This window comes from Microbacterium sp. BR1 (assembly GCF_002812725.1).
Lineage (GTDB): Bacteria > Actinomycetota > Actinomycetes > Actinomycetales > Microbacteriaceae > Microbacterium.
On the sequence record NZ_NMUN01000009.1, the window covers coordinates 199,072 to 211,656 of the forward strand.

Sequence of the window (12,585 nt, forward strand, 5' to 3'; positions counted from 1 at the left end):
CGGCCGGTTACGACAAGCTCGCCCCCACTTGCCGCTGCGGGCGCTCTTCTCGGGCCCCATCGCTTTCTGGCTGAAGCGGTTAGGAGACGTGTCTCGATGCGGAATAGCTTGCAAGCCGCACCGTTCGGTGGTTCTTGACAACCAACAGAGTGTTCTGCGAACATAAACAAAATTTGGACGCTGACGTGCTTCGTCCCAGTCGAAGTAGTTGCCTCGCCTGCCCGAGCGGCTCATGTGAGCGCCGCCGTCCCTTCATGGAGAGGAAGATCAATGACGCTGACCAACACCGAGGTTCCTGGCTTTCGCGCAGGTAAGTGGGTTCTCGACCCAACTCACAGCGAAGTAGGCTTCCACGTTCGTCACATGATGGTCTCGAAGGTTCGGGGCGCTTTTGGTGTAAAATCAGCCACTCTGATTGCGTCTGACAATCCCTTGGATTTCGTCCTCCACGCTACGGTCGACGCAGCATCCGTAAATACGAACTTGCAGATCCGCGACGACCATCTTCGATCGGTCGACTTTCTCGACGTCGCACGATTCCCGACGATGGAATTTGTATCAAGCGGCGCTCGAGTGAGCGGTGATGAGTTTCTCGTCGATGGCGAATTGACGATCCGCGATGTGACTCGGTCTATTACATTTCAGGTCGAGCTGGGCGGATTTGGCTCTGACACGGACAAGGTGTATCGAGCAGGCGCTTCTGCGAAGACAACCATCGATCGAGAGGATTTTGGCCTGACCTGGAGCGCGACGCTCGAGACAGGTGGGCTTGTGGTTGGGAAAGAAGTGACGATTCTCCTGGAGTTGGAAGGTTTTCTCACCGAAGAGTGACTTGAGTGGGATGTGCTCGCACCCTGCGGATTTCATTCCGGCCAGGTTGGCTTCCAGGGTTACGACGACGTGCCCAGCTACGACCTCGATTCATTCGCTCGAGTGGTTTCGGTGTCCCCCAACACAACGATCAGGTGTGATGATCTTGCGGCCTCCGTCGAGCCAGTACGCCTGGTGCTCGTTGGGCACTCGGTGCCCAGCTGGGCTGAGGTCCCAGACATGATCCAGTCGAGCGGGTCGAGATCGAGACGCGCGGAGAACCGCTCGGTTCAATTCATCATCAAGGTCCAGCCCGCTGAAACGAATGCGCGCCAACGAGCTCAGTTGGGTCATCGACATCCATTTCATGCGGCTGAGCACGCTCAGTCACGAATCCGGCCGATCCAAGAAGTGACCGCGGGGGATGCCACGACCATGTCAGCGCGAGAGGTCCGACCCGTCAAATGCTGACCGAACCACGACACGCGCGTCTGCGTCGCCGCGGCGTCGTTCGGTGTCCTTCTGCCGAGCGATCGGGGCGGGTGCTCCGCTGCCATTCATCGCGTCATTTGCGGCGAGAATCGCCTGTTCGTGAACGTGACGGGCCTCGACATACTCACCGACACCCGCCACATACTGTGCCACAAGCTGCTGCCGCGCCGCGACTATCGGCGCGGCAGTCAACACGGCTTCGGGGTGTCCGTGCGTGCCGGCGTCGTCATCCGCAATGCGGCGGTCCAGCTCGATCAGCGCCTGTTTCGTCGCATGGAGCCCCTTATTCAGTTGCTCCAACTGGTATCGCTCGAGTCCGCGACTTGGACTTTGTTGAGCGCTCCACAGGTCGGGCGGGGTATCGGCAACGTTGTGGGGGGTGCGGGCGGCGCGTCCCAGCTCGATGCGGGCAGCGCGGATGGAGTCGTTGATGCTGACTTCACGGAGGCCGCGGAACATACTGTCCGCGATCTGCGCGCGGGCCGCGGCAGCGGTGGGGGCGATCGCGAGCGCTTCGTTGCGAGTGCGGCCTCGAGTCATTCCAACGTAGAGGCCGGCCGCGTCGACACCCGGCCCCACAACGGCGGCATCCGTGGTCTCGCCCTGAATGCGGTGCACCGTCGACGCGTACGCGAGATGCACATGGTCGGCTGCGTACTCACGCGTGACCGTGCGGACGTCGGCGCTGTCGTTGAGGCTGACCAGTTCGATCCCGGTGCAGGTGAGCTTGCGGATGACCCACAGGGCCCTGTTCTCGACGTTGGCGTGGCGGTCGTTGCGGCGGGTTTGAACGATGTCGCCTTCAAGGAGTCGCTGCTCCGCCTGTCCCACCGCGATCCGGCTCAGCGCGAGCTGCCCGTGGTCGATGCGGCGTTGCTGGATGGCTTCATTGATCGCGTCCGCTTCCTCGTTCGTGCTGGTCACCAATGCCATCCGACGCTGGCCCGCCGAGGCGCGGAAGTACGCCTCCACCATCACCTCGCGCGCCTGGGCTTGGTCTGCGACACAGTGGATGAGCCCGCGAGCGTCGAGGTCGGACGCGACCGCGAGCGCCTCATCCTTGGAACCCGGTTCACGCATGCGCAGGGTCAGTTCGGCGTACTCCGGGTCGTGGAATCGATGTACGACGGTGAGTTCGACAACGGCGGTGGCACGGCGGGTCATCGTCGCCATCGCACCGGAGTGTCCGACGGGCCGGGCCTGGAGGTGGTCGCCGACCATCGCGATCCCGGCCCCGGTCTCGGCCGCCACGATCGCGAGGGCGTTCGCGGTGTGTAGGTCGACCATGCCGGCTTCGTCGACCACGACTCGATCCCCCGCCCGGAGTGGGAACCGGCGCGGCCCTGCGTAGCGAAGCCCGGTGGTCGGGTCGATTTCGTCCCGATGGAGTCGGGTCCAGACATCGGCACCCGACTCGTCACGCCCCCAGCGGAACCCGTGATCGCTCAACAATGCGTGCAGGCTTGAGGCAGACGTGCCGATCTCTCGGCCGGCGACCGAGGCGGCCTTCTTCGTTGGTGCGACCACCACCATCCGGTCGCCGCGCTGCGAAAGCGCCTCTTTTGCGGCGCGCAGCATGGTCGTTTTTCCAGCGCCGGCAGGCCCAGTCACCGATACCAACCTGTCGGTCCCGGCGATTGCGGCGGCGGCCTGCACCTGGCGGCTATCCAGTTCGACGTGCTCTCGCAGCACCGCTTCTGCCGCGGCGACGATCAGGGTGGGCTCAACCGCGGCGCCCGCCCGAGTGAGGGCGTCGAAGCGCTCGGCGAGCTCGGTCTTGAGTGCGGCTGTGGTCGATGCCATCAGCCGCTTCACGTGCGCGGGCCGTTCCTCTTCCGCAGTCAGCAGATCCACCGTCAGCGTCAGCGCGCGCTCGATGATCTGCTCGAGCACGGGTTGGAGCGATTCGCGGGGGACGACGATCCCGGTTGCCGCGAGGGCGCGGGTGGCGCCAGCGCGCACGTCGACCAGGCTGAACCGGCCCCCGCAAGACGCGGCCCGCGCGTCTGCATCCACAATCGCCCGCGCCGCCAACAACGCCACATCCAGATCCTCGATTGTCCCGGCCTGCACCGGCACCGGGGCACGACCTCGCAGGATCCCCGGGTCGATCGCGGCCAGTTCGCCTGCGATGAGTTCTTCCCAGGCAGCTTCGTCGAGATCACCAGGCTTGTTTGGTCGGGCTTTCGCCCACGCCAGTCGGTCGATCCGGTGCATCTGATCTGGGCTTGGTTCCTGCCCCGGGTGCGCGGTTCGCCACTCAACCAGCAGTACAGCCCGGTTTGCCTCGATCTGCGTCGACCGGCGCGACAGCGGGCGGACCGCGTGAGCGAGCTCCGCGATCTCGCCCTCGGCGTTCAGCGTGAATCCGTGGCGGGCCAGCGCCGCGACCCATTGCGGGTCGGTGCGGGCGGCGAGTTCGCCTTCGGCGTTGATCAGGGTGTGCAGCCTCATCGCGACCCGGGAGTCCACGTTGGACCACTTCCCGTCCTCGCCCTGCACCTTCACGCTCAGCCACAGATGCCGATGAACGTGCGGGTCCAACGCCCTGGAACGACGATGCTGCAACTCGACAACCTCGACCCGCTGCAAGGGCTCACGGAACCTGCCACCCGCGCCGCGGCGCGCGTTCAGCTCGGCCTGCCAAGTCGTGATGATCCGATCCCGCAACCGATCCTGCAGCGCCTCGAACTCGCGTGCCAGGTCCGGGGCGATCAGTGCGGCGATGCTGAATGATTTCGGTGCGTTGATCGTGCCATCCAGAATGAGGTCCGCATCCGCGGAACTCAGATCGCGCCCACGCCGCTCCCCGGACTCCGGATCGCACCCATCCACCCAACTGCGCAACTGCATCTCGTCAAGCGTGTCCGTCGAAATGACGCCCGCCGTAACGATGAATCGTCGGACGCCGGCTGCCGCATCCCCGTACCCGGCGAGCGCATCCACGCCAACGGTCGCGCGCAGGTGCGAGTCACACGAGCCCTTCAACGCATAGCCCAGCGCCTGTCGAACCCCCTGCGATCCGACACCTCTCTTCCAGCGCTCGAGACCTCCTCGCACCCGAACAGCGTACCGCTTTTTTTATGCTGAACTCGAAACGAGTTCCACAAAAAGTGCCTGCGTGCATTGCTATCTTGGGTCGCACTACTACTGTGGTGGTTGCCGTTCGGGTTGACTACGGGTTGGGTCGGTCCATCGATGTCTGCGGTCAGCTCGCTAGCCTGGCAGCCTTCATCGCTGGCTGGGATGGCAACAGGCCGACCTAGGTGATTCAGGAACTCTCGAATGGACTCAAACCTCCCGATTGCCGACGACTCGGACGCTCCGGTCGATGCAAACGGGCACGCAGAGCACAAGAGTCACCAAGCGAGGGGTGCGGCCAGCAGAGCAGAAATGACTCTGACAAATGCACGGTTTCGGATCCCGGGTGCGATCCCTGGACTGCGGACTCGTGCCTGCGGTTCCTGACTAGCTACGCGCCCTGACTACCCACGGGCTCGAATGCCGCCGGCGGGGTCCGCCCCTTCCGGCCCTTGGGACGTCACACACAAGCCAACAATTGAGCCATCAGGAATACGATCGATCGCCTGTCGCCTCGATTCAGAACTGAGCCGCCATAGAGTGATCGACTCAGGGGCTGATAGCGCAACGAGTGAAGCGACCAAGGCGAAGATCTTGGGGCCCAACGGAATGATGACGACCCGGCGGGTTGCGATCTCTCCGCCCAATAGTGCGTCAAGTCGCAGCAGTGCTTCGAGTGGTTGATCAACTCGATACTCGAGTGTCTTGCCCGCCTCGACCACGTGCAAGAGTGAGCTATTCAGCTGGTCCAGTTCGACGTCATGGTTGGGGGAATACCCGCGGGGCAAGAATGCCCAAACATCCTCGGGTTCGATGTCATCGATCACCCCGAGTGCGAGGTCACCCTCGAAACCCGCCCCGACCACACAGGTCACCGGGAGGCTCGGATCTCCCCATCCCTCGTAACCGCTCACAGCACCGTTGGTAACGACAACCTGATCGTCCACACGGGAACCTTCGAAGGTTGCAGGGGCATAAACCCAGTGCGCTTCCACCGCCGCGCCCAACTCGGTATGCAGAATCCGGATCGAGTCGGCAATTCGTTGACGCGTCATGGACGAGATGTCGACCAAGAACCGAGGTCTTTCATCCGGCGTCGCGCCATGAAATGCCGCGATCACGTCAGTCAACGTGTTCCGAAGCCGCTGTGCAAACTGATCCTCGGCTTCGACCTCAACTACAGCTCCGTGCTCGAGCGCCCAGATGCGGTTCTTCTGAAATTGCCCCTCACGCTGAGTAGGGAAAGTGAAGCCCACGAGGTGCGAGCCCTGGCTAGCCGTGCTCGCAATGAACGTTGACCGCGTTTCGTAGCCCACTGAGTAGACGACCGCCACATAGTCGATCAGCGCAATTTCGCTTGACGCAAACGATGCCACCTGGGCATGCAGTGCCGAAGTCATGTTGGCCTACTCTCTGGACGGCGGGAAGTCGAACAATGCCTGACCTCCTCGATCCCGGCGGCTGCGGCCCGAAGGGAAGTACCAAGCCCGCGCGTCACCCCTTGTAACGATTGAGCGCAGGCCCCGATGTTCGCCAAGCCGCAGCGGCAGTCGATAGCGAGGCGCGAGCACGAAAGACAAGCGGAAGAGCTCCCCTTCGAGCGTATCTGGGATCGGCCGATTTGAGTCGTCCGGAAGGTGAACAATGGCCCCAACGTTAAGCGCGATTTGGAGGGCACTGATCACATGCGGAGGTGATCGTCGATCGACTCGAAACGCAGTTACGGGGTTGTCGTCGAAGGGTCCGCTAATGAGTCGACGCCCGAGTTCCTTTCCAATCGCTTCGACGAGGTCTACGACTTGAAACAGGCGTCCGTCGTCCCCCTGTACTGCTGGTTGAGACCTCAACAGCGCGAGGAATCGATCAATGACACTGTCGATGGCCGCGCTTTGGGCCGCGCGGTCGAGCGGAAGCGTGCGCGGTAGGTCCCGTGGCAAGACATGCCCGAGCAGCGCCATCAATAGGCGGGGATTCGCATCAACTAGTGTCGCCAACCCCTCCGCTCCCGTGTAGAGATCGTGCGACTTGCGACCCGTCTGGTGGGGGCGTCGGTAGTGCTCGCGCAATACGACGATGTTTCGGATCTTCCGCACCTTTGCTGCGCGTTCGTTGGGCGTCAAATCCTGCAGTGCGTGCAGGTCTACGCCCTTCTTCGCGAGCCAATCAGCAAAGGTGTCGTCCGACTTCGCCAGGCTGTCATAGCGCTTCCACAGCCAGGACCCAATTGCGTACGGGTCCTCGTCCTCCTCAACCGACGCGAATCGCCCCGCACCGAAGACCCGACGAGATGTGAGGGCCAACTCATTGACGTAGCGTTTTCTGAGTTCGGCTTCGATGATGTCTTCCGCGAACCGTGGTGCCGCCGAGTACTGGGACGACAGACGGATGAGCTCGAAATCCTGCCCGTGAACTCCTGCTAGCGGCATATTCAACCGAGCGAACTCCGGTTGAACGGGCGACAAACTCAATTTATACAGGAGCACAGACTGACTCCCCCGCATGGCGTCCAGCACCGATTCAGTCACCCTTGGTGGGGCGAGCTCCATCTCGTCGAACAGCAGCGCCCATTGATGATCGGACTGCTGCGCGGCGGTATTGAAGAGCCGAATACACGCTTCCGCTGTGCTGAGGGTGTCTCTTATGAGCCAGTCGGGCAGCTGAGTGTCGATCTCACGAGGGCTACGTAGGAGCTCGCCATGTTCCCTGAACCGTGCCACCAAAGCGCTCACAACCGACTCGATTCGAGGGACTTCGACGCGCAGCCTCAAGAGAGACGATAGTTCCCGGACAAGAAGCAACTCGTCGGCGGGAGTGAGTCGGGCCCTCGCATGATGCGGCGTATTTTCGGGAATGCTATGGGCGCGCCAAGCCATCGTCGTGACGAGTTCACGCGCGACCTGCGTCGCGAACGCAGACTCCGCGATCACGTCGCGAATGAGCCGATCAAGTTCGTCCGTGTCCGGCTCGAGCTGCTGTTTCCAGATCCGATCAGTTGCAACGAACACACCGGTGTAGTCGATCGCGCCAACCATCGACTCCGCCTGCGTATGGTGCCATCGCTCGAGCGCCTCCGGCTGGAGCATCTTCAGCAACGTGGTCTTGCCTGAACCTCGCGGACCCGAGAGCACCGAGTGCACCGGATTTTAAAACCAAGCGTTAAAAAAGAAAAATGAACTCGGGTTGGCAACGAAAAACGAAAAAGCGGCGAACCTTGCTGCGCCGAGTAACGTTTCGCGCATTTTAAATGACGTGAGTGATCGGTCTGCGCCAACAAAAACCCTCGCACGCTCACGCGATCACTCCGCTCACATCAGGGATCTTGGCCCTCAGTTCCACTATCTCGCCACTTGAGTCCCGAGCGACGGCGATCCCGAGATTATCCAGCTGACGCGCAAGGTTCTCGATGTCGCTGGGGGCGAGGAATGGGAGCTCTGGGTGCCGCATCTTCAGGTCCGCAGCCGTAAGCGCCAATCCAGGTCCGAGTCCGGCTGCTTTGATCATCCTGGCGAGAGCGGCGGGATCGATCCGCCATCCGAATCCACCTCGCCCGGGCCAGCCTGCCGCGCCCTCCGCTTCTGCCCACCCGATACTTGGCCGCCATGACCACGAACGGAACTGTGCAGCCAGACCCAGCGTTGGGACGCCCTGATCGGAGGGATCCCACAGCGTGATCAGATGGACCTGATTGCTAGCGATGGAGGATGTCTGGCCCCAGGCGAAAGCAGCCATACTCGCGGCCGAGAACACAGCCGCGCTGCCGGCTCCGCCGCGGGCGTACTGAAAATATGGGCGGTGTTTGTGTCCGTGTACCACCAGCCATGGCCCCGTTCGTTCCAACATGGCCAGAAGGTGCTCCGCCTCTCGAACTTGGCCATGCTCGTCAGTGTCGACGTCAGGCAGCTGTTCGACGTGGTGGTGCAAGAGAAGGATTTGAATCTGTGCTGGCGCGCGACCCTGCAGATCGCTCTCCAGCCTGTTGGTCGTTCGCTTCGAAACCCGTCCGTGGTCCAGCTCTTCCCCCTGCTTGGAGCTGAGACCGTGGAATGCGCTTGAGTTGACGGCGACCACACGCCACGGGATCGGCCCGTCATCGGCAGGGGCTGCCGCGTCAATGATGCAGTAATTTCTGGACCAATAGTCCGCTCGTGACGCATCGGCGTCGTGAGGGAAGAGCGGCGCGAGATCGAACAAGACTCCTCGAGGATCTATCTCGGTGCCACCGCGGGAATCCACGTCGTGATTTCCTGCTGTCGCGATCAGCGTCGACCCACGACTCCCGGCAAGGTCATTGACGTCTCGCCACGCGTCGACGAGCGCGGCTGAGTCGGCCTTGTCGGTGATATCACCAGCGCAGAGAAGCAACGTAGGGAACAACTTTTCGCGTTCAAGCACATGTCGCAAGCCAACGATCGGGTGATTGCGTTCATCCCGCGTCGTAGTTGTCGTGATCCACGATCCAGCCTTGTCGCCGGGGGCGCTACTGCTCGCGTGAAGGTCGGACACGACAAGTATCGAGATGAGCGGCTCGCTATCCCCAGGGACTGTCAAGCCTTCCGGCCCGCCGTCGTTCTCCGGCACGGGCTCATCGTATAGTGCTGAGAGCACAAGGCTGACAAGGCGCCGCTCGGGAGTGTGTCGCAGAATCGGAATCGCATCGATGATCCGCTATATGGGCACCAAGCGCCATATTTCCGGCGCCGTGCGAGAAGCCGTGGAGAGCATCAGTGAGGACGGGCCGATCCTTGATCTCTTTGCTGGGATGGGGAGTGTGGCAGATGAGTTCGTTGGAAAGCGCCCCGTCTACCTGAATGATGCTTCCGAGTTCGTCGGTGCAATGCTCCGAGCACGCTTCGGACCGACGAGTTCCCCCCCTGCCCTCGATCGCGGAGTCTTCGATGCAACGATGCAAGAGTCCCGAGATCGACTGACCCAAGAGTTCTCTGCTCAACTCGAGATCGAGACGGCTGCGTTGAACGGCGACGTCGCCAAGCTGCAAAGCTATGTTCGACGCGCGAAACACGTGGGTACCTCAGCCACCGCTCGCCGGGCCGCCGTCGACGCATCAACCTGCGCTGGCGTCGCTAGATACAAGTTGGCTTCGCTCTATTTTTCCGCGGGATACCTGAGTCTGCATCAGGCGATTGAAGTCGATGCGCTCCGCTTTGCGATCGATTCCTACCCGGATCAGTCTGTGCGCGACGCCCTCATGTCGCAATGGCTAACGTCGATATCGGCCGTCTTGAACTCCCCAGGACATTCCGCGCAATTTCTTAAACCAACCCCTTCCGGCGGCTATGGCCGAGTCGTGCGAGCCTGGAGCAAGAGCGTTACCGAAAAGTTCTGGCAGGTCGGCACCGTCAATCAACCTCACAGCCTCGCCAGTTGGCGAGCGACGACGCGAGTAACGACGGTTGACGCGCTCACCCTTCTCAGATCCGGCGGAGCCACCGATGCGTCAGTCATCTACGCAGACCCGCCGTACACGCGCGATCAATATGGTCGGTTTTATCACCTGTACGAAACCCTCTACAAGTATGATTTTCCGACTTCGCGCGGATCAGGACGGGTCCGAGCAGACACGTTTGTGTCTGGGTTTTCACGGAAGACCGAAGTAGAGACGAGCATCCGCGAATTACTCAGAATCTCGGCTGCCTCAAGCAAACCCATTGTTCTCAGCTACCCCAAGAATGGGCTTCTGAACCAGGCGGGTCGCGATCTCCACGTCCTGGCTCGCGACTACTTCGAGTCCGTCACGGTCGAATCCATCTCTACCAATCACTCCACTCTCGGGGGCTCGTCTGGATCACGTAGCAAGGCCGCGACGGAGCAACTTGTCATCTGCCTCTGAAGAGTCGGTGCCGAGTCGGTTACGCACGCGGGTTCGCGCAACTTCTACTCTGCGGGAACATTCCGAAACTCCCGTCCTACCCTTTACCGCGCCGGGCTTAGCATAGGCGCGGAGGCAATGGTGACTGAGATCTCGTCGTGGCGGGCGAACGATGTCGTGGCGTACGAACTCTTGCGAGAGTCGGCGTCAACGCTCACTGCGCTCCTAACCTATGCCGCGTCTTCCGATGTGTCAGCGCCAGACGGCGCGCGACTGGAACTCACACAGCTCCGCCGCGATCTCCTGACAATCGACGGGTACGATCGCGCACGGGTGAACGCCCTCGCGGCACAGATCGATGCTCGAGTCAGGGAACTCTCGGGAGCATCCAGATGACCGACGGGGACATCACCGAGGACCAGCACCGCGAAATCCTGCGGCGTGACATACTCCCGCTGTTGTTCCCGCAAGACACCATAGGCGGGGCCAGGGCTTTCGTTCTCCTCAGCGGCCAGCCAGGGGCAGGCCGGTCTCGCGCGATTGCGCCCCTCCTCGCTGAGCATGGCGGTGCCCTCGCGGCCGTTAGCGGCGATGAGCTACCCGCATTCCATCCAGCCTTCCGCGAGCTCTCTACTGCGCGTTCGGCCGATGGCGCACGAGTCCTTGCCCGGGCGTCGGCGGGCTGGGTGCGCGACTGTATTCGCTACGCACGAGAGAACCATCGTTCGCTGCTGCTTGAGGGTACATTCCATGATTCCGCCGTTGCCACTGCGATAGCCGATCGCTTCGCCGCGGCGGGTTTTGAGACCCGCTTGGTGGTTGTCGCCTCGCGTCGCGCGGAGAGCCTCTTGACCGTGGTGTCACGCTACCTGCGGGAAGTACAGGCCGATAGTCCGGCGCGATATACGAGCCGCGAGGCACACGACCGCGGATTCGACGCGACACGAACACTTGTCGCAGCTGTCGAGGATGGAGCGTTGGTGAATCGCCTGACGATCCTCGATCGCGACGGCGATATGGTCTTCGACGCGCGCGGCTCAGATCGGGATGATCCGTTCCGAGGCGCAAGCATTGCTCTCGCAGCTGCGCAGTCGGCGCCGATGAGTCGATTCGCGGCGACGCAATGGCTGAGTGAGCTGCATCATGTGACGCAGTTCGCCCGGTCGCGTCGTGATCTACCGCGAGGGGTGACGGAGTTGCTGGTGGACCTACATGAGACGTCGCTGCGGGAGGTGATTCCGGAGTTGCGGATTCCCGCAGACGGGAAGTTCGCTACGGCGATGGAGCAGAAGACGGTGGCGAACCTAGTGGCGCTGCGGCGCTCGATGCAGCCTGCACAGCAGACGGACGCCGCGGCGCCAGTGATCGTGCCCGGCGGTCCCGAGCGTGGGGGCCCGTCTCGGTGACACGTGCCATCGGTTACATGCGTGAGCTACTGCCCGGCACCACCCCGGATACCGACGAGCTGACCCGCGCGGGCGCAGAGCAGATCTTCACGGACGACGGCCCCGCGGAATCTCGCACCCGTCCAGGCTTGGAGGAGTGTCTTCACAGCCTCGATCCCGGGGACACTCTGGTAGTGACGAGCGCGGCGCACCTGTCATCCGCAGTTCCGCACTTCGTTGCGACGGTGGCGGGCTTGAGGAGACGGGGCGTGGGGTTTCGGTCGTTGAGCGAGCCGGCGCTGTGCGCAGGGGTAGGTGCGTCGGTGGATCCGGGCGAAGTGCTGTTGGCGTTGGAGGTGTTGCGGCGGCGGTTGGCGAGCTTGCAGACGCGCGCGGGGATGGCGACGGCTGCAGAGGAGGGGCGGCGGCCGGGGCGTCCGACCGTGATGACGCCGGAGCGGATCGCGATGGCGGTGGAGTTGCGGAATCTCGACCGGCCGATCACGCATATCGCGCGCGTGCTCGGGGTGAGTGCGAACGCGGTGCAGCGTGCGCTCGCCCCGATCCCGCGCACAACTAAATCTCAGCCCTAGCCGTCGAGGTCATCGAGCTCGCTGGGTGCGACCGAAATCGCGAGCCAGCTTCGGGCGGTCGCTGCCTGCTCAGGGTCGTCGTTCCAGTCGGGTTCGGTGAGCACCCAACGATGCATGAGCCGAGCGGCGGCGTCGGCGTGGTGGCCGGCGTAGAGGACCTCAGCGAGGGCTTCGGCCTGGTCGAACTCGAGCATGCAGCTGACTTCTTCGTGGCCCTTGAGGAGCCCGTCGACGACGTCGGCAAGGCGGTCGACGACGTCTTCCAGGTGATCCCTGGCGACGATGGAGTCGGGGTTGCCCGGTGTTGTCGTGTTCATGGCCGTTCCTCGCTTCTTGACTATTCGTAGCGCCTGTCCGGCAAGTGGCTTTAAGAGCGAGCGGAGGGGCGCGCAGTGCC

9 protein-coding genes are annotated in these 12,585 nt (G+C 62.6%); 4 read left to right on the plus strand and 5 right to left on the minus strand.

The window, feature by feature from the left end:
* Positions 1–270 precede the first annotated feature (270 nt).
* Positions 271–831, plus strand: a complete 561-nt coding sequence (locus CGU35_RS15135; protein WP_198519613.1) for a YceI family protein — start codon at positions 271–273, stop codon at positions 829–831.
* 417 nt (positions 832–1,248) lie between these two features.
* Here the strand turns inward: CGU35_RS15135 and CGU35_RS15140 are convergent, their stop codons facing one another.
* The 4 genes from CGU35_RS15140 to CGU35_RS15155 all read right to left on the minus strand — a co-directional run bounded on the left by CGU35_RS15140 (position 1,249) and on the right by CGU35_RS15155 (position 8,961).
* Positions 1,249–4,362 carry an AAA family ATPase gene (locus CGU35_RS15140; protein ID WP_232711338.1) on the minus strand — a complete coding sequence of 1,038 codons (3,114 nt, stop codon included), beginning with the start codon at positions 4,360–4,362 and terminating at the stop codon, positions 1,249–1,251.
* 425 nt (positions 4,363–4,787) lie between these two features.
* Positions 4,788–5,783: a hypothetical protein gene (locus tag CGU35_RS15145; protein WP_100812328.1), complete on the minus strand. Its 996-nt coding sequence runs from the start codon at positions 5,781–5,783 to the stop codon at positions 4,788–4,790.
* A gap of 6 nt (positions 5,784–5,789) precedes the next feature.
* The gene (locus CGU35_RS15150; protein WP_442923072.1) at positions 5,790–7,520 is read right to left on the minus strand and encodes an ORC-CDC6 family AAA ATPase; all 1,731 of its coding nucleotides are present in this window, start codon (positions 7,518–7,520) and stop codon (positions 5,790–5,792) included.
* A gap of 151 nt (positions 7,521–7,671) precedes the next feature.
* Positions 7,672–8,961, minus strand: coding sequence for a metallophosphoesterase family protein (locus tag CGU35_RS15155; RefSeq protein WP_036297723.1), 1,290 nt, complete (start codon positions 8,959–8,961; stop codon positions 7,672–7,674).
* A gap of 91 nt (positions 8,962–9,052) precedes the next feature.
* On the opposite strand from CGU35_RS15155, the gene CGU35_RS15160 reads away from it, so the two are divergent.
* From CGU35_RS15160 to CGU35_RS15175, 3 genes are all read left to right on the plus strand, one after another.
* The gene (locus CGU35_RS15160; RefSeq protein ID WP_157811203.1) at positions 9,053–10,231 is read left to right on the plus strand and encodes a DNA adenine methylase; all 1,179 of its coding nucleotides are present in this window, start codon (positions 9,053–9,055) and stop codon (positions 10,229–10,231) included.
* Between the two features lie 371 nt (positions 10,232–10,602).
* Entirely contained in the window at positions 10,603–11,616 is a 1,014-nt protein-coding gene (locus tag CGU35_RS15170) for a zeta toxin family protein (protein WP_036297729.1), read from the plus strand.
* A 17-nt stretch (positions 11,617–11,633) separates the two neighbouring features.
* Positions 11,634–12,188, plus strand: coding sequence for a recombinase family protein (locus CGU35_RS15175; protein ID WP_100813238.1), 555 nt, complete (start codon positions 11,634–11,636; stop codon positions 12,186–12,188).
* Here CGU35_RS15175 and CGU35_RS15180 read toward each other — a convergent pair.
* Positions 12,185–12,505, minus strand: a complete 321-nt coding sequence (locus CGU35_RS15180) for a hypothetical protein (protein WP_036297731.1) — start codon at positions 12,503–12,505, stop codon at positions 12,185–12,187. The two genes, CGU35_RS15175 and CGU35_RS15180, sit on opposite strands and share 4 nt — an antisense overlap.
* Positions 12,506–12,585: the final 80 nt, after the last annotated feature.

Bases quoted from the DNA above. Each gene is read 5' to 3' on its own strand.
- CGU35_RS15170 (WP_036297729.1), top strand. From the start codon at position 10,603: ATGACCGACGGGGACATCACCGAGGACCAGCACCGCGAAATCCTGCGG.
- CGU35_RS15135 (WP_198519613.1), top strand. From the start codon at position 271: ATGACGCTGACCAACACCGAGGTTCCTGGCTTTCGCGCAGGTAAGTGG.
- CGU35_RS15175 (WP_100813238.1), top strand. From the start codon at position 11,634: ATGCGTGAGCTACTGCCCGGCACCACCCCGGATACCGACGAGCTGACC.
- CGU35_RS15180 (WP_036297731.1), bottom strand. From the start codon at position 12,505: ATGAACACGACAACACCGGGCAACCCCGACTCCATCGTCGCCAGGGAT.
- CGU35_RS15160 (WP_157811203.1), top strand. From the start codon at position 9,053: ATGGGCACCAAGCGCCATATTTCCGGCGCCGTGCGAGAAGCCGTGGAG.
- CGU35_RS15145 (WP_100812328.1), bottom strand. From the start codon at position 5,783: ATGACTTCGGCACTGCATGCCCAGGTGGCATCGTTTGCGTCAAGCGAA.